This is a genomic window from Pseudomonas sp. KK18, from assembly GCF_037094675.1.
In the GTDB taxonomy this organism is placed as follows: domain Bacteria; phylum Pseudomonadota; class Gammaproteobacteria; order Pseudomonadales; family Pseudomonadaceae; genus Aquipseudomonas.
This window is the reverse complement of record NZ_CP146605.1, coordinates 3,650,474-3,666,968: the sequence shown is the minus strand read 5'-3', so window position 1 is coordinate 3,666,968 and position 16,495 is coordinate 3,650,474. Positions and strand designations below refer to the sequence as shown.

At 61.3% G+C, this 16,495-nt stretch carries 13 protein-coding genes and 1 pseudogene; 10 read left to right on the top strand and 4 right to left on the bottom strand.

What is annotated here, in order from left to right:
• Window positions 1-77 precede the first annotated feature (77 nt).
• From V6607_RS16705 to V6607_RS16675, 7 genes are all read left to right on the top strand, one after another.
• Window positions 78-1,061, top strand: coding sequence for an aldo/keto reductase (locus tag V6607_RS16705; protein WP_003217060.1), 984 nt, complete (start codon window positions 78-80; stop codon window positions 1,059-1,061).
• A gap of 70 nt (window positions 1,062-1,131) precedes the next feature.
• Complete coding sequence (locus V6607_RS16700; protein WP_102369106.1) at window positions 1,132-1,923, top strand: CDP-diacylglycerol diphosphatase; 792 nt, start codon at window positions 1,132-1,134, stop codon at window positions 1,921-1,923.
• A gap of 103 nt (window positions 1,924-2,026) precedes the next feature.
• On the top strand, window positions 2,027-4,021 hold the full coding sequence (locus tag V6607_RS16695) for an aminotransferase class I/II-fold pyridoxal phosphate-dependent enzyme (RefSeq protein WP_134326649.1): 1,995 nt from the start codon (window positions 2,027-2,029) through the stop codon (window positions 4,019-4,021).
• Between the two features lie 25 nt (window positions 4,022-4,046).
• Window positions 4,047-4,883, top strand: coding sequence for a transporter substrate-binding domain-containing protein (locus V6607_RS16690; RefSeq protein ID WP_087692319.1), 837 nt, complete (start codon window positions 4,047-4,049; stop codon window positions 4,881-4,883).
• A gap of 165 nt (window positions 4,884-5,048) precedes the next feature.
• Window positions 5,049-5,753 carry an ABC transporter permease subunit gene (locus V6607_RS16685; RefSeq protein ID WP_134326647.1) on the top strand — a complete coding sequence of 235 codons (705 nt, stop codon included), beginning with the start codon at window positions 5,049-5,051 and terminating at the stop codon, window positions 5,751-5,753.
• A 7-nt stretch (window positions 5,754-5,760) separates the two neighbouring features.
• A complete protein-coding gene (locus V6607_RS16680) occupies window positions 5,761-6,459 on the top strand; it encodes an ABC transporter permease subunit (RefSeq protein WP_003217050.1) in 699 nt (232 codons plus the stop codon).
• Window positions 6,456-7,454, top strand: coding sequence for a DMT family transporter (locus V6607_RS16675; protein WP_003217049.1), 999 nt, complete (start codon window positions 6,456-6,458; stop codon window positions 7,452-7,454). Before V6607_RS16680 ends, V6607_RS16675 begins: the two co-directional genes overlap by 4 nt.
• Here V6607_RS16675 and V6607_RS16670 read toward each other — a convergent pair.
• Window positions 7,410-7,838 (bottom strand): annotated as a pseudogene (locus tag V6607_RS16670) (TetR family transcriptional regulator C-terminal domain-containing protein); the annotation flags it as partial. The gene V6607_RS16675 and the pseudogene V6607_RS16670 overlap by 45 nt on opposite strands.
• A gap of 158 nt (window positions 7,839-7,996) precedes the next feature.
• Here V6607_RS16670 and V6607_RS16665 point away from each other — a divergent pair.
• The 3 genes from V6607_RS16665 (at window position 7,997) to V6607_RS16655 (ending at window position 13,468) form a co-directional block, all read left to right on the top strand.
• Window positions 7,997-8,992, top strand: coding sequence for a succinylglutamate desuccinylase/aspartoacylase family protein (locus V6607_RS16665; RefSeq protein ID WP_134326645.1), 996 nt, complete (start codon window positions 7,997-7,999; stop codon window positions 8,990-8,992).
• A gap of 834 nt (window positions 8,993-9,826) precedes the next feature.
• Window positions 9,827-10,954 carry an IS481 family transposase gene (locus V6607_RS16660; protein ID WP_338739149.1) on the top strand — a complete coding sequence of 376 codons (1,128 nt, stop codon included), beginning with the start codon at window positions 9,827-9,829 and terminating at the stop codon, window positions 10,952-10,954.
• Window positions 10,955-11,317: 363 nt separating this feature from the next.
• On the top strand, window positions 11,318-13,468 hold the full coding sequence (locus V6607_RS16655) for a methyl-accepting chemotaxis protein (RefSeq protein ID WP_134326644.1): 2,151 nt from the start codon (window positions 11,318-11,320) through the stop codon (window positions 13,466-13,468).
• Here V6607_RS16655 and V6607_RS16650 read toward each other — a convergent pair.
• From V6607_RS16650 to V6607_RS16640, 3 genes are read right to left on the bottom strand one after another with little or no spacing between them, the layout of a single operon-like run.
• On the bottom strand, window positions 13,449-14,717 hold the full coding sequence (locus tag V6607_RS16650) for an EAL domain-containing response regulator (protein WP_003209700.1): 1,269 nt from the start codon (window positions 14,715-14,717) through the stop codon (window positions 13,449-13,451). The two genes, V6607_RS16655 and V6607_RS16650, sit on opposite strands and share 20 nt — an antisense overlap.
• A 9-nt stretch (window positions 14,718-14,726) precedes the next feature.
• Window positions 14,727-15,110: a response regulator gene (locus V6607_RS16645; RefSeq protein ID WP_008430409.1), complete on the bottom strand. Its 384-nt coding sequence runs from the start codon at window positions 15,108-15,110 to the stop codon at window positions 14,727-14,729.
• On the bottom strand, window positions 15,095-16,450 hold the full coding sequence (locus V6607_RS16640; protein ID WP_134326643.1) for a PAS domain-containing sensor histidine kinase: 1,356 nt from the start codon (window positions 16,448-16,450) through the stop codon (window positions 15,095-15,097). Before V6607_RS16640 ends, V6607_RS16645 begins: the two co-directional genes overlap by 16 nt.
• Between the last annotated feature and the right edge of the window lie 45 nt (window positions 16,451-16,495).

Genomic DNA, 16,495 nt, shown 5'->3' with positions numbered 1-16,495 from the left:
GGCGTTGAGCCCGATTCAACCACGGATGATCTAGAGTAATCGTTTTTTTACTGATTGTTTCTGGCGGAGGCTTTTTCATGAGTATCGAAACCATCAAGATCCCGGGCATCGACAAGGCCGTCTCGCGGATTGCACTGGGCACCTGGTCCATGGGTGGCTCGATGTGGGGCGGCGCCGATAATGAGGTCTCGGTCAAGACCATTCGCCATGCGCTGGCCAGCGGCATCAACTTTATCGACAGTGCGCCGGTCTACGGCCTTGGGCTGTCGGAAGAACTGATCGGCCGGGCCCTGCGCGGTGTACGCCACACGGCGGTGATCGCCACCAAGGCCGGGTTGCAATGGGACGACGGCACGGTGCGCCGCAATGCCACGGCCCGACGTATCCGCAAGGAAATCGAAGACTCACTGCTGCGCCTCGAAACCGACTACATCGACCTCTACCAGATTCACTGGCCCGACCCGTTGGTAGCCCAGGAGGAAACCGCCGGCGAGCTGGAAAAACTGCGCCGTGAAGGCAAGATCCTTGCCGTAGGGGTGAGCAATTATTCGCCTGCGCAAATGGACGATTTCCGCCAGTACACGCACCTGGACACCGTGCAGCCGCCCTACAATCTGTTTGAGCGGGCGATCGACAGCGATATCCTGCCGTACGCCAAGCAAAATTCACTGGTGGTTTTGGCTTACGGTTCGCTGTGCCGGGGTTTGTTGAGCGGCAGCATGCACGCGGCCACGGGTTTTACCGGGGATGACGTGCGCAAGCTCGACCCGAAATTCAAGGCGCCACGCTTTGAGCAGTACCTGGCGGCGGTCGCAGCATTGGACGTGTACGCTCGCGAATGCCACGGCAAGTCTGTGCTGGCCCTGGCGTTGCGCTGGGTGCTCGACCAGGGCCCCACGGTTGCACTGTGGGGCGCCCGCCGGCCGGAGCAGCTCAAAGGCGTTGAAGATGCGTTCGGCTGGCAGCTCACGGCCGACGACCTGCAACATATCGACCGTATTCTGGCCAGCACGATAAAAGACCCGGTAGGGCCGGAGTTCATGGCCCCGGCCCAGCGTTAACCTTTGCGACAGGGATGTCTTGCAGCTGCAAAACAACAAAAGACATTCCTTTGGCGTTGAGGTTTTTGGCATGAAGCGCGGTCCCTTGTTCAAGATCATGGGTGGTTTGCTGTGTGTGGTGGCGGTGGCAGCCGCCTGGAAATGGCGCGGCAATCCCGATGTGCTGTGGCAGATCGTCAGCCGTCAATGCGTGCCCGACCAGAACCAGCACCAGAATCCGCGCCCCTGCCTCGAGGTTGATCCGGACAAGGGGTTCGCGCTGCTCAAGGACCTCAACGGCCCGTACCAGGACTTACTGATCCCCACCGATAAAGTCACCGGAATCGAAGACGTCGCGCTGGCCCGGGACTTGTTGCCGCATTACTTTGCCCAGGCCTGGAAACACCACGATGTACTCTCGGCCGGCCTGCAAACACCGATTGCCGACCGTTATGTATCCCTGGCGATCAACTCGCGGTATGGCCGCACGCAAAACCAGTTGCACATTCATATCGCCTGCCTGCGCCCCGACATTTTCAACACCCTCAACGAACGCGCGGCAACCCTCGACGAGCACTGGCAAACCCTGCCGGTAAAACTGCAGGGGCATACCTACAGTGCCCGTACGTTGTCGGCGGTGGAATTCGACCTGCGCGACCCATTGGCCATCCTGAATGACTACGTGCAGGCCCAGGGCGACGCCATGGCCAGTTACAGCTTGCTGTTGGCACCGGCGGCGAACGGCAACTTCGTACTGTTGACCACGCGGTTGACGCTCAAGGAATGGAACCTGGCCTCCGCCGAAGAACTGCAGGACCGCCAGTGCAACCTGATGGGCAAACCACCACAACGACCTGTTTTAGCTGTTAACGACATCCGGTGAAGTTTGCCGTTGAACGAGTGTTCAGCTTCAATTATGTTGGCTGCACCCCCTGCCTGGTAACAGGCGGGCTTGCGCTTTTTCTGATTGAACGAGAGGCACTGGCATGCGGTTTTCACCTTTTGTCGAGCGAATTGCAGGGCAGGGCGTAGCCGCCTGGGACATCCACCACGCTGCCTTCCAGGCCAGCAGCAAAGGCGAAGACATCATCATCCTGAGTGTGGGCGATCCGGATTTCGCCACACCCTCGTTCATCACCGACGCCGCCGTCGAGGCCCTGCGCCAGGGCGACACCCACTACACCGAAATCCCCGGCCGCCCGGCACTGCGCGATGCCATCGCCGCGCGCTACAGCCAGTCCCTGGCTCGCCCGCTCGACGCTGAAAACGTCATCACCGTGGCCGGTGCGCAGAACGCCTTGTTCGTCACCTCGCTGTGCCTGTTGCAGGCCGGTGATGAAGTGATCGTGCTCGACCCGATGTACGTCACCTACGAAGCGACCCTCAAGGCCAGCGGCGCAACGCTGGTGCGGGTGCCGTGTTCCGCCGACTCGGGCTTTCGCCTCGACCCGGCACTGCTGGCTGCCGCCATTACGCCTCGCACCCGGGCGATCTTCTTCTCCAACCCCAACAATCCCACCGGCGTTGTCCTCAACCCTCAGGAATTGCAGGTGATCGCCGACCTGGCGATCGAGCATGAACTGTGGGTAGTGGTGGACGAGGTCTACGAAAGCCTGGTGTTCGATGGCGAATACCATAGCCTGGCCGCGTTGCCGGGCATGGCCGATCGCTGCATCGTGATCGGCAGCCTGTCCAAGTCCCATGCCATGACCGGCTGGCGCATCGGCTGGATCGTCGCCGCGCCTGCGATGGTGGCCCACGCGGAAACCCTGGTATTGAGCATGCTCTACGGCTTGCCGGGGTTCGTGATGGAAGCCGCGACCGTCGCCGTGCTGGCCCACGATGAAGTCACCCAGGGCATGCGCGAAACCTACCGCCGCCGCCGCGACCTGGTGGTAGCAGGCCTCGGCGGTTGCCCGGGCATTCACGTGCGGGCCCCGCAGGCAGGCATGTTCGTGTTGGTGGATGTGCGGGATACCGGCCTCGGCTCCCTGGATTTCGCCTGGCGGCTGTTCCGCGAAGCCGGGGTTTCCGTGCTGGATGCCGCGGCCTTCGGCGAACCGGCCCAGGGGTTTGTGCGGCTGTCGTTTACCCTGGGTGAAGCGCGACTGGCCGAAGCCTGTGAACGTATCAGCCGCTTCGTCGCCAAGCTCGCCGGAGAACCGCGAATCGAGCCTGCTGCGAAAATCATCAGCGTACAGCCGGTGGCTGCGAAGAAGATGATTGAGGTGCTCGACCTGCATAAACGCTTTGGCAATATCGAGGTGCTCAAGGGCATCTCCCTGACTGCCCACGAAGGCGAGGTGATCTCGCTGATCGGCGCCAGCGGCTCGGGCAAAAGTACCTTGCTGCGCTGCATCAACATGCTCGAAGTGCCGGACCAGGGCAGCATTCACGTTGACGGTGAAAGCATCAAGCTCAACTACGGCCGGCCCGGCGCACCGCTGGTGGCCGACGCCAGGCAACTGGTGCGGATTCGCTCGACACTCGGCATGGTGTTCCAGAACTTCAACTTGTGGCCCCATCGCACCGTGCTGGAGAACCTGATCGAAGCGCCGACCCAGGTGCTGCGCGAAAGCCGGGCCGAAGCCATCGAGCGCGCCGAAGCCTTGCTCGACCGGGTTGGCCTGGCCGCCAAGCGCAATGAATACCCGGCGTTCCTCTCCGGCGGCCAGCAGCAGCGGGTGGCCATCGCCCGAGCCCTGGCCATGCGCCCCAAAGTCATGCTGTTCGACGAACCCACCTCGGCCCTCGACCCGGAGCTGGTGGGCGAAGTCCTGCGGGTGATTCGCTCCCTGGCCGAAGAAGGCCGCACCATGATCCTGGTGACCCATGAAATGGCGTTCGCCCGGGATGTGTCATCCAAAGTCGCGTTTTTGCATCAAGGCCTGATCGAGGAAACCGGCTCGCCGGACTCGGTGTTTATCGACCCACGCAGTGAACGTTGCCGGCAGTTCGTCAACGCGCATCAAACTCGCTAACTCCAAAAAAAGACGGGGCAAGATCATGAAATCCAAACGATTGGCAAAGTGGTTGAGCAGTGCTGTGTTGATGCTGGCGGCAGGTACTGCGTTGGCGGCGGAGAAACCCATTGTGTTCGCGGTGGCGGCAGAACCCTACCCACCGTTCACGGTAAAGGGCGGCAATGGTGAGTGGACGGGCTTTGAAGTCGACCTGATCCATAAGCTCTGCGGCTTGATGAAGGCTGAGTGCCAGATCAAGGAAGTGGCCTGGGACGGGATTATTCCGTCGCTGCTGGCGAAGAAAATCGACGTGATTTTCTCCTCGATGTCGGTCACCGAAGAGCGCGAAAAACAGATCGCCTTCAGCCGCGCCTACTACGATTCGCTGCTGGGCATTGCCGGCCCCAAGGGCACCACGGTCGAAGTCTCGCCTGCAGGGCTGAAGGGCAAGATCATCGGCGTGCAGATCTCCACGGTCAGCGCCAACTACCTGAAGAAGTACTACGAGAACATTGCTGACCTGAAGTACTACGATACCCAGGAATCGGCCAACGCCGACCTGATTGCCGGGCGCACCGACCTGATGATGGCCGACGGCGTCGCCATCGCCATGATGGTCAAGACCCCTGAGGCCCAGGGCCTGGCCGAAATCGCCGAAGTGCCTTACGACCCGATCATCGGCCGCGGCGTGGGGGCCGGCCTGCGCAAGGAAGACACTGAACTCAAGGCCCGGCTCGACAAGGCCATCGGTGAGTTGCTGGTGAGCAAGGACTACGCCGACCTCTCGCAGAGCGTGTTTGGGGTATCGGTCAGCCCGTGCAAACGCGCCGACACGCCTGCCTATGTGAGCAAAGTCTGCGACAGCCCCTACACCAACTAACCCGGTAGAAAGAGAGTGCTTGTGGCGAGGGAGCTTGCTCCCGCTGGGGTGCGAAGCGCCCCCAAAAAATGGGCCTGCTGCGCAGTCCAGCGGGAGCAAGCTCCCTCGCCACAGCAAGCTCCCTCGTCACAGGGTCACCGCGTGTCATCGAAATAGGGAGCAGCGATGTTCGATCTACTCAACTTCAGCGAACAAGGCTGGGGCAATGCACTGCTCAAAGGGCTTTGGATGACCCTGCAGATCTCCGCCGGTTCGTTTGCGGTGGGGCTGCTGATCGGCCTGGTGGTGGCCTGCGCCAAGCTCAGTGCACCGCGCCCGATAGCCATGCTGATGCGCGGCTACACCACGGTGTTTCGCGCGGTGCCCGAGTTGCTGCTGATCCTGCTGCTGTATTACGCAGGCTCGATGGGCCTCAACGCATTGATGCTGTGGCTGGGGTTTGCGCAGTTCAACATCAGCGGCCCGCTGGTAGCGGTCCTGGTACTGGGGCTGGTGCAAGGCGCGTACGCCTCGGAGATTTTCCGCGCGGCGATCCTCGCGATTCCCCATGGCCAGATCGAAGCGGCGCGGGCGTTTGGCTTGAGCGGCTTTGGCCTGTTCCGTCGGGTGACCCTGCCGATCATGGCGCCATACGCCCTGGCGGGGATGTCCAACCTGTGGATCAATCTGATCAAGGACAGCGCGCTGATCAGCGTAGTGGGCACCAACGAGCTGCTGTACACCGCCAAACAGGCGGCGGGCTCGACCCGGCATTACCTGTTGTTCTACCTCACGGCCGCCGCCTTGTACTACCTGGTGACACTGGCCTCCAACTACCTGTCCGGGCGCCTGGAGCGACGTATTCGTCGCTGGATGCCGGTTGTCGAGTGAGCCGCACATGCCTGAGTGGATAAGTTATTACGCAGGACTGATCGCCAAGGGCTTGCAGACGACGCTGTCGCTGCTGGTGATCTCGGCAGTGCTCGGCTTCGCCCTGGCGGTGCTGGTAGCGCTGGCGCGGCTGTCCCGGCGCAAGTGGCTGGCCCGTTGCGCACTGGGCTACACCAGTGTGCTGCGGGGCACGCCGTTGCTGATCCAGATCTACATCTTCTATTACGGCCTGGGCAGCCTGTTTGCCCAGTTCCCGATGATTCGCGGGAGTTTCCTCTGGCCGTTCCTGCGGGACGGTTACTGGTACATCGTGTTCGCCCTGGTGTTGTCGGTGGGCGCGTACGTCGGTGAAGTGATTCGCGGCGGGCTGCTGGCCGTGCCCAAGGGTGAAATGGAAGCCGCCTCGGCGTTCGGCATGACGCCACGCCAGGCACTGTTGCGGGTGCGCCTGCCACGGGCCATGCGCCTGCTGCTGCCGACCCTGGCGGGGGAGACGGTGATGCTGCTCAAGTCCACGGCGCTGGCCTCGACCATTGCGGTAGTCGACCTGCTTGGCGCCGCCAACGTGGTACGCGCCCAGACCTTGCAGATCTACCAGCCGCTGCTGCTGGTGGCCGGGGTCTACCTGTGCCTGACCTTTTTGATTGAAGCCCTGTACGCGATTGCCGAGCGACGCGGCACACCGTTGCGCAGGTCTGCCGGATGAAAACCGATCGCTCGTTGCAAGGGATTGCCCTGTGCTCGCTGGCCTATGCGTTCCTGGCGCTGCAGGACGCCGGGATCAAATGGCTGGTGGCCGACTACTCGGTGTTCACCATCCTGTTCTGGCGCAGCCTGGTGGTGGTCGCCGCGTGCGTGATCGCCGGGCGAATGGGTTTGCTCAAGCGTGCCTGGCACTCGGTCAGCCGCAAGCTGTTGATCATCCGCGGCCTGCTGTCGCTGCTGGCCTGGCTGCTGTACTACACCGCCGCCAAGGACCTGACCCTGGCGGAAATGACCACGCTGTATTTTTCCGCACCGATCATGGTCACGTTGCTCGCGGCATTGATCCTCAAGGAGCGCGCCAGTCGCGGCCAGTGGATTTCGCTGATCATCGGCTTTGTCGGCGTGGTGATCGCCTGTCGCCCCAGCAACATGCTCGACCCATTGCCAATCGCCCTGACATTGGCGGCAGCACTGTGCTGGGCGTTTACCTATATCCAGTTGCGCCAGGTGGACGACAACACCTCGGTGCTGGAGCAGATGCTGATCACCAATGTGGTGTTTGTGATCTGCATGGCGCTGACGCTGCCCTGGACCCACACGCCATCGCCGACCCCGGCATGGTTGGGCATGCTCGGCGCGGGGCTGGTGGGCGGGATTGGCCAGTTCCTGCTGTTTGCGAGCTTCCGCCGGGCCACGGCGACGCTGCTGGCGCCGTTTGAATACACCGGTTTGATCTGGGCGTTCCTGCTGTCGAGCCTGGTCTGGGGCACGGTTATGGACGTGTCGCTGATTTTCGGCGCCGTGCTGATCGCCATCAGCGGCACCCTGGCCATGCTCAGCGCCCGGCACCCCGTGTCACAGGATGTGGTCGGCGCCGAATGCTCCGTGACGCAGCCCCTGTATCCAGCAACGGCAGATGTGCAGCCCGTTGGCGGGGCTGAAGGTGCCGGGGTTGAGGCACCACTCGAGCCAGAGTCCGTCGAGCATCGCCGATAAGCCGATGGCGGCCAGGCGCGTGTCGTGGATCACGAAGCCTTCGCTCTCGGCCAGGTCGTCGAGCAACTGGCGGATCAGTTCGAGGTAGGCGCGGTAGCTTTTTTCATGGGAGTCATTCACGTGGTTCGAGTGGCGGATCAGGCTCCAGAACACCACCCAGACGCCCAACAGTTTCGGGTCCATGACCCGCGAGGAAAACGAGCCGGCGAGGAATGCATCGAGCCGCGCGGCAGGGCCCACGGCCTGGTCGACTTCCTGCCACAGGGCGGTGGTCAGTTCGCTGGCGAGTTTGTGGTAGGTCTCGGCGATCAGTGCATCGATGCTGCCGAAATGGTGATTGAGCAACCCCACCGAAACCCCGGCTTCAGCGGCGATGCGCCGCACGGAAATGCCGGCATGCCCGTCACGGGCGAGGCTGGTGAGGGTGGCGGCAATCAACAGGTCGCGACGGTCTTCGGCCACAGGCACACCCTCGGTGAAGATACATGGTTGAACGTGTGTTCAATATATACCTGCAGAACCAACAAGAGGAGGGCAACGGCATGGCAAAAGACCTTTCGTGGCAAGTCCCCGGGGATTCCGGGAACACCCTGCACATTGGCGCCTGGCGCTTCGAGGGTGACGGCGACGGCCCTCGGGTGCACCTGCAGGCCGGTGTGCATGCCGATGAAATCGCCGGGATGCTGGTGTTGCATCAACTGCTGCCGCGTTTGCAGGCCTGCCAGGATCAGGGCCGGCTCAAGGGCACGGTGACGGTGGTGCCCCAGGCCAACCCGTTTGGCATTGGCCAGTTTCGCCAGGGGCGGTTGTTGGGGCGGTTTCACGAAGCCACCGGGCAGAATTTCAACCGGGCGTTTGATCATTCATTGGCCATGGAGCGGCCGGCCAGCAACCTGGCGCAATGGCAAAAAAGCCTGGTGCAACTGGCCGCCGATGCTGACCTGGTGCTGGACCTGCACACCGATGATGAAGCCCTGCCATATCTCTACATCCACCGCAGCTTTTGGCCCGCGGGCCGGGCGCTTGCGGCGGCGTTGCAGGTGGATGTGGTGATTGTCTGGGACGAGGGTGGTGATGGGTCGTTTGAGGAGACCATCATTGATCATGGGCAGCCGCGGTTGGCGGCGACGATTGAATTGCGTGGGCAGGCGGATGTGAGTGATGCCCTGGCCGGGCAGGATGGTGATGGGATCTGGGCTTGGCTCTGCGCCAGCGGGGTGATTGATGAGGCGCCGGTGATTGCGCAATGGCACGGGCAACTGGTAGATATGGGCTGTATGGAGACCATCCTGGCGCCGTGTGCCGGGGTGTTGGTGTTTGAAAAAGGTTTGGGTGAACAGGTGGAAGAGGGTGAGCGGTTTGCGCGGATTATTCGGCGGCCTGGGGATCCGGCTTCTGAGGTTGTGCTGCATGCGGCGCAAACCGGGCGGATGGTGACGGGGCATCGGGAGCGGCTGGTTTCACAGGGTTCGGTGGTGGCCAAGTTTACCGGGACGCGGTTGTCTGAGGGGTACAGCGGGGGGGTGTTGGATCCTTAGGCGGGAGTACATATCCGTTTCTTCGGTTATGGCTGGTATTGGTTCCGCTCTTACAGCGGCTCACTTTTGAACAGCGCAAAAGTAAGCAAAACGCTCTTGCCCCACCACTCGGCTCCTCGCTTAGGCTCGGAGTGCCCTCACTCCGGCTTTGGACCGTGGGCCGCCGTCATGGGCCATCCCTGGCCCAGGACGGCTAACCCGGCGTCCTGCCGGGTTACCCACGCTCCAAAGCCTGCGTTCGGCCAGCGTGGTTTAACGGGGCGCCCAAGATCAAGATCAAAAGCAGATCAAGAGCACAGCGGCCTACCGGCCGGCTTGAGTGTTGTGAAGCAAAGGCACAAGCAAAAATCAAAAGCGGGCACGGTCCACTGTAGGAGCTGGCTTGCCGGCGATGGCATCAACTGGGTGTACCTGATACACCGAGGTGTCTGCATCGCCGGCAAGCCAGCTCCTACAGAAAAGCAGCTCTGCTTTCGCTCTGGTTTTTGATCTGGCTTTTAACACTCAGGTCGGCTTTCAGGCCGCCGTGCTCTTGCTTTTGATCTTGATCTTGCTCTGACTGCCCCAATAAGCCCGAGGCCGAACGCAGGTATTGCGCAGCGGGTAAACCGGCAGGACGCCGGTTTAGCCGCGCCGGGCCATGGATGGCCCGTCGCGGCGGCCCGCGGAGAAATGCCGGAGTGAGGGAACGCCGAGCCCTAGCGAGGCGCCGACAGGCGGGGCAGAGCGCTTTGGTTACTTTGCCGCTTTTTGTACGGACCGGACACATGGTTGACGGGTGTACGGGGACATGGTTGACACTTTTCGGCGAGCTAACTACGCCGGAAAACCATCATGCCCTGGAATACGAGAGACGCCATGAGCCTGAAAAAAGAGTTCGTTGCCTTAGCCCGGCAACCCGGCAGCAATAAACGAGAACTGTGTCGACGGTTCGGTATCAGTCCCCAAACCGCGTACAAGTGGCTCGGTCGCTACGAAGAACAAGGCCAGCAAGGTCTGCTGGAGAAATCCCGCAGGCCAGCCACTAGCCCAAAACTTACCGAGCCCGCGCTGGAGACTGAAGTCTTGGCAATTAGGCGGGAGCATCCAGCCTGGGGCGGCCGCACGATCAGCAATCTGTTAGATAAGCGTATCGCTCCTAGCACTGTCACCAATGTCTTACATCGCCATGGTTTGGTTCAAACGGTCCCAAAAGAGTTACAGGCAGCAAGGTTGAGGTTTGAACACGACGCGCCCAATGATCTTTGGCAGATGGATTTCAAAGGGCATTTCCCAACGCAACAAGGCCGATGCCATCCGCTAACTGTTTTGGACGACCATTCTCGTTTCAACTTGGCAATCAAAGCCTGTGCCAACGAGCGCACAGCCACGGTACAGGAGCAGTTGATCGCGGTTTTTCGGCGCTACGGTTTACCAGCTCGCATCAACGTCGATAACGGGCCCCCATGGGGCTCTCCGCGTAATCCGGGGGAGATCACGGAACTGAGTATCTGGCTCGTTCGCCTAGGTATCAGAGTAAGTTTCAGTCGGCCTTTCCACCCTCAAACCAATGGGAAAATCGAACGATTTCATCGGTCACTCAAGGCTGAAGTGCTCAACGGCCGCCATTTTCGGACGCTTGCAGAAGCGCAAACAAATCTTGATCAATGGCGAGAGGTTTATAACCATCAACGCCCTCATCAAGCCCTGGATTACAAGGTTCCAATGGACCGATACCGAGAAAGCCCCTGGGCTTATCCGGAGACGCTTTTGGCGTTTGAGTACGGGCCGGACGATTTAAAGGCCAAGGTTTATCACAGCCGATTTAAGTTTCAGAAGCGCTATTTCAGGATCGCCAAAGGCCTGGCCGGACATCACATCGCACTACGTCCCAACACTGAGAGTGACGGGCTATTTGACGTCTATTTCTGCCATCATTTTTTGCGAACGATCGACGTGAAACAGCCTGATTACGGTTCATAATGTGTCAACCATGTCCCCGCACATGTGTCCACCATGTGTCCGGTCCGTACACGCTTTTGCAAAGTGACTCGCTGTAAGAGCGAAACCATAAGCCGCCATTACCTAAATAACGGATATGCCCCCAAAATTCCGCCGATATTCGATCTCGAAAACCACGGCCCCCCTGGGACATCCCACCCGACAAGCGATCTCACTGCCACCCGCTGGTGCATGCTCTTGATTGCATGCAGCTTTTTGTAGCGAGGAAGCTCGCTCCCGTTGACCCGCATGGCAGGCCAAACAGCCTAATCAATAGCAAGCTAGCTAATTGGCGCATTAATTGCCTTGAAATATGGCAATTAGACATCACTCCCGGAGTCCGCCATGAGCAGCCTGTCGAGCAGCACGATGCAGTTATCTTCCGCCGAGAAAAGCTGGCTGCCCTGGTGGGGCAAGACCGGCAAGTTCGCCATGGGCTGGTCCTGCCGCCTCAACCGCGCGGTGTACCCGGTGATGGAGCAAACCTTCGAGGCCATTGCCGAAACCCGGGTCAAACTCCTGCAAACCTGGACCCGCGAACAGTGGGAACACCTCAACGAACTGGCCACGACACTGGCCCGCGATTCCGTGCTCACCGACAACAGCCTGCTGGTGGAAAAACTGCACCAGGCCGGGGATTTCTCCGAGCTGTTTATCGTCGACCCAAAGGGCGAATTACTGGCGAGTACCTGGAGCCAGGCCAGTCACCGCGCGCTCAATCAACAAGCCCTGGCCGCCGGGCTCAAGGCGCCATTCCTCCACGGTCCCTACAGCGACCCGCTGACCTTGCAGATCGGCCCTTCGTCTTCGCGCTTCCATGACGAAGTGACCCTGATGTTCTACCAACCATTGACCCGCGAGGGCAGGGTGGTCGGCTGCCTCTGCGGTCGGGTGCCCAACGACATACTCGGGGATTTGATCCAGCGCGAGGCCGGGCATATCTTCCCCGAGTCCGGCGATAACTACCTGTTCATGGTGCAATCGCGCTTCGACCCGGCCCTGCAGCCGGGCATTGCGCTGTCCCGCTCACGCTTCGAGGACGGCACCTTCACCCACGGTGAAAATCTCAAGAGCGGCGTGCACACACCCTGGAAAACCGTACAGATCCAACGCCACACCGAGCTGGAATTGCGGTTTATCGACCCCGCCACCCAACAACTGCACCCCGGCGTGCGGGAAACCATCCGCAAGGGCTCGAATCTGTTTGTCACCTATCCCGGCTATTCCGACTACCGTCACATCCCGGTGGTGGGCAAGGGCGTGACCTTCGAACTGCCGGGCTCGCCGGATCGCTGGGGCATGATGTGCGAGGCCGACCTGGAAGAGGTCTACCGCCGGCGCTCCCTGAGCCACGGCTTGATGAAGCCCTATCTGGCGACCATGGCCGGCCTGTTTGCCTGCAACTTCCTGGTCCGTCACTACAGTGGTTTGCCCGCCGCCTGGACCGATGCGTGCGAGGTGCTGAGCATGGTCGTCGCGGCCTTGCTGTTCAGCCGCCTGGGCCCCAGGCGCCTGGCCGCACGCCTGAATGAAATGACCGAGGTCATCCGCACCATTGCCGAAGGCGAGGGCAACCTGCGCCAACGCCTGGACAGCGGGCGCATGGTCAACGACGAAACCGGCGACATGAGCCGCTGGATCAACAGCTTCATCGACCGCCTGGATTCGGTGGTCGGCCAGGTGGTCAAGGCCAGCCACAGCGTTGGCAACACCAACCAATTGATGCTCGGCCGCAGCGAGGCGGCCGGGTTGATGTCCCATGAAGTGGCCGACGCCACCCACCGCATGATGATCATCGTTGAAGAGCAACTGGGAGAAATCCAGCAAGCCTCGGTGAGCGCCGAGCAAATGAAGCAGGCCATGGACGAGGTGGTCAGCCGGGCCCGCGAGCAATTCCTCGCGGTACAGGTCGGCACCCAGTCGATTCGCGATGTGGTGCAGCGCTCCTCGGAAAGCGTGCAACTGCTGGACAGCCGCATGGCACAGATCAGCAACATCACCGGGTTAATCAGCGACATCACCAACCAGACCAACCTGCTGGCCCTGAATGCGGCCATCGAAGCGGCGCGGGCGGGCGAGCATGGCCGCGGTTTTGCGGTGGTGGCCGACGAAGTCCGCACCCTGGCGTCACGCACTTCCAAGGCAGCGGAAGACATTCGCCAGATGGTCGAGGGCCTGCAAGGCGAAACCCGCAAGGCCGTAGGCTTCATGGAAAACGGCGTGACCAACGTCGACAGCAGCCTGCGCCTGGCCGAGGACGCCTCCTCGGAGAACGTGCACCTGCACCAGGCGGTGGAGAGCATGTTCAGCATCATCCAGCAGCTCAACGCCCGCAGCCTCGACTATGGCAAGACCATCAAGCAGGTCAGCCACTCTTCGGAGCAAATGCGCCTGACCGTAGGGGTGTTGCAGACCAGCGCGGAAACCGTGCGGGTCAATGCCAACAAGTTGCAGAAGCTGGTGGGGTTGTTCGAAGTCAGTGAGGCTGCGGCCTGACCAGGCTGCGCTTATCCAGCAGCAGGCGCTCCAACTCCTTCATCGGCAAAGGCCGGCTGAACAGATACCCCTGGATCTGATCGCAGCCGGCTTCCCGCAGAAACTCCAGCTGCGCCTGGGTTTCCACGCCTTCGGCCACCACTCGCAGCTTCAGGCTGTGGGCCAGTTCGATGATGGTGCGGGTGATAGCCGCGTCCTGCGGGTTGCTGGTGACTTCGCGGATAAATGCGATATCGATTTTCAGCGTATCGATCGGGAACCGCCGCAGGTAGGCCAGGCTGGAATAGCCGGTGCCGAAGTCGTCGATGGAGATCTTCACGCCCATCGCCCGCAGGCGCTGCAAGCTGGCGATGGTGTGCTGGGTGTTCTCCATCAGCGAGCCTTCGGTCAATTCAACTTCCAGCCAATGCGCTTCCACGCCGGCCTGGGCGAGGGACTGGGCGATATCGGCAATCAGGTCACCCTCGATCAATTGATGCCCTGAAACGTTGACCGATACCTCCACCGCGCCCACCGTGCCGGATTGCCAGGCAGCGATTTGGCGGCACACGTTGTCGATCACCCAACGCCCGAGCGTGACGATCAAGCCCTGGCTTTCCAGGATCGGTATGAAGACCGCCGGAGAGACTGCGCCGTAACCGGGCCGGTCCCAGCGCAGCAGGGCCTCGAGGGCGCACACCTGACCGTTGGCCAGTTCGACCTTGGGTTGGTAATGCAATACGAATTCTTCGCGCTCGACAGCCAGGCGCAGGGCTTTTTCCAGGTCCAGGCGCGCCAGATCATGCACATTCAACCGCGAGGACTCATTTTGGTGGTGTTGAAGTTGCTGCTCCAACAACTGGCTATGGTTTTTCAACCGATCGCCGTGGGCCTTGAGCCGCAGCAGGTTGCGTACCCGTAGCCACAACTCGACCCGCTCCACCGGCTTGCTGATGAACTCCTCGGCACCGGTTTCCAGGCCGCTGAGCCGCGCGCTGGACTCACTCAATGCCGAAAGCATGATGATCGGAATGTTCGCCGTGGCCTGGTTGCCCTTGAGCTGGTTGGCCACTTCATAGCCGTCCATGCCCGGCATCATGATGTCCAGCAGGATCAAGTCCGGCGGCCGCTGCGCCACCAACTGCAAGGCTTCTTCACCACTGGCGGCGCTCACGGTCTGGTAACCCTCGTGGCGCAGCAGGGTTTCCAGCAGCTTGCGCACCTGGATTTCATCATCAACGATCAACAGCGTTGCGGGTTGGCTGGCCATGGAGAGGACTCAAGTCGAGGGAGTAATGTTCTTTTGCAGCAGCGTGTCGATCACCTGGTACAGCTCTTTGTAGCGCAGGGGCTTGATGATGTAGGCATCGCAGCCGGCCCGCAGGGTCTTGTCACGGTCTTCCTTCATGGCCATGGCCGTCAGGGCGATCACCGGGATGTGCGCGGTATGAGGGTCCTGCTTGAGCAGTGACGTGGCTGCCAGGCCGTCCATGCCCGGCAACTGGATGTCCATCAGGATCAATGCCGGTTGTTTTTCCCGGGCCAGGGTCAGCCCGGTCTCGGCATCGGCGGCCCACAACACGCTGTGGCCGGCGTTCACCAGCAGCAGGCGGGCGAGGCGCATATTGGCCTCGTTGTCTTCGACGATCAGGATTTCGGCCATGGGGCCTCCGCATCCGCGGCACGGTGCAGCGGCAGCCACACCACAAACCGCGCGCCTTCGCCTTCGCGGCTGGCCACGGCGACACTGCCGCCGTGCAGGTCGGTGAGTTGCTTGACCATCGCCAGGCCCAGGCCCGTGCCTTCGAATTTGCGCGCCAGGCTGCTGTCGATCTGGCTGAAGGCCTTGAACAGCTTGCTCATGTCGTCCCGGGCGATCCCGATGCCGGTGTCGCTCACGCTCAATTCAAGGAACTGTTGATGCTCGCTGGGCTGCAGGGCAAAACCATAGGTGGGCCAGTCGCCGAGAACCTGCCCGACTTGTGCACGACTCACCTCGCGTACCGACAGGGTCACCGAGCCGCCGTGCTCGCTGAACTTCACCGCATTGGCCAGCAGGTTGTAGATGATCTGCTTGGTCTTGCGCAGGTCCAGTTCCAGCGCGCCGAAGTCGTCCGGGCTTTCGAGTTTCAACTGGATGCGCTGCAATGCGGCCTTTTCCCGCACGATCAGCAGGCTGTTGGCCAACAGGCCGGCCAACTCCACGGCTTCCAGTTCCAGGTCCATCATGCCGGCCTCGACCTTGGACAGGTCGAGGATGTCGTTGATCAGCGACAGCAAGTGCTGGCCGCTGGTGAAGATATCGCCGATGTACTCGCGCTGGATATCGCTCATGTCGCCCACCAGGCCGTCCTTGAGCGCCTCGGAAAAACCGATCACCGCATTCAGCGGCGTGCGCAGTTCGTGGGACATGGTGGCGAGGAATTCGGACTTCATGTGGCTGGCGTGTTCCAGCTCCAGGTTCTTCTCTTCCAGGGCGCGCTCAAAGCCTTTGCGTTGCGCCTCTTCCTGCTTGCGCGCGGTGTTGTCGGTGCCGATCAGCAGGTAGCCGATGATCGCGTCGTTGCGGTTGCGCAGGGCGGTCACCGACACCATGGCCGACAGGCGACTGTTGTCCTTGCGGATATAGGTCAGTTCGTAAATGTCTTCGATGCCCCGGGAGGCCTTGAACACCAGGGCCTCAAAGCCCGGCGTGATCGGTGTGTCCAGTTCCAGGCTGAGGGCGGCGGCGCGGGTGATCAGCTCGGCGGGGTCGGAAATGTCGGCCGGTGTGACGCGGTTCAGCACATCGGCGGCGGCGTAGCCAAGCATGCGTTCGGCACCGACGTTGAAAATCTGGATTACGCCTTTTTCGTCGGTGGCGATGCTGGAGAAGTAGGCGCTGTTGAAGATCGCATCTTGCAAGGCGCCGGCCTTGAGCAGGGTTTTCTGGCGTTTGAATTCGACGATTTTTTCAGCCCGGGATTGCGGCTCCGCCGGGCTGTCGACTGAAGAGTTGTCCATCGTGCAGTGTCCCGTGAACTTCAGGCCCGACGCTGCCAAAGGCGG

Bases quoted from the DNA above. Each gene is read 5' to 3' on its own strand.
- V6607_RS16645 (WP_008430409.1), bottom strand. From the start codon at position 15,110: ATGGCCGAAATCCTGATCGTCGAAGACAACGAGGCCAATATGCGCCTC.
- V6607_RS16680 (WP_003217050.1), top strand. From the start codon at position 5,761: ATGCCTGAGTGGATAAGTTATTACGCAGGACTGATCGCCAAGGGCTTG.
- V6607_RS16660 (WP_338739149.1), top strand. From the start codon at position 9,827: ATGCCCTGGAATACGAGAGACGCCATGAGCCTGAAAAAAGAGTTCGTT.
- V6607_RS16655 (WP_134326644.1), top strand. From the start codon at position 11,318: ATGAGCAGCCTGTCGAGCAGCACGATGCAGTTATCTTCCGCCGAGAAA.
- V6607_RS16695 (WP_134326649.1), top strand. From the start codon at position 2,027: ATGCGGTTTTCACCTTTTGTCGAGCGAATTGCAGGGCAGGGCGTAGCC.
- V6607_RS16675 (WP_003217049.1), top strand. From the start codon at position 6,456: ATGAAAACCGATCGCTCGTTGCAAGGGATTGCCCTGTGCTCGCTGGCC.
- V6607_RS16700 (WP_102369106.1), top strand. From the start codon at position 1,132: ATGAAGCGCGGTCCCTTGTTCAAGATCATGGGTGGTTTGCTGTGTGTG.
- V6607_RS16690 (WP_087692319.1), top strand. From the start codon at position 4,047: ATGAAATCCAAACGATTGGCAAAGTGGTTGAGCAGTGCTGTGTTGATG.
- V6607_RS16650 (WP_003209700.1), bottom strand. From the start codon at position 14,717: ATGGCCAGCCAACCCGCAACGCTGTTGATCGTTGATGATGAAATCCAG.
- V6607_RS16705 (WP_003217060.1), top strand. From the start codon at position 78: ATGAGTATCGAAACCATCAAGATCCCGGGCATCGACAAGGCCGTCTCG.
- V6607_RS16685 (WP_134326647.1), top strand. From the start codon at position 5,049: ATGTTCGATCTACTCAACTTCAGCGAACAAGGCTGGGGCAATGCACTG.
- V6607_RS16640 (WP_134326643.1), bottom strand. From the start codon at position 16,450: ATGGACAACTCTTCAGTCGACAGCCCGGCGGAGCCGCAATCCCGGGCT.
- V6607_RS16665 (WP_134326645.1), top strand. From the start codon at position 7,997: ATGGCAAAAGACCTTTCGTGGCAAGTCCCCGGGGATTCCGGGAACACC.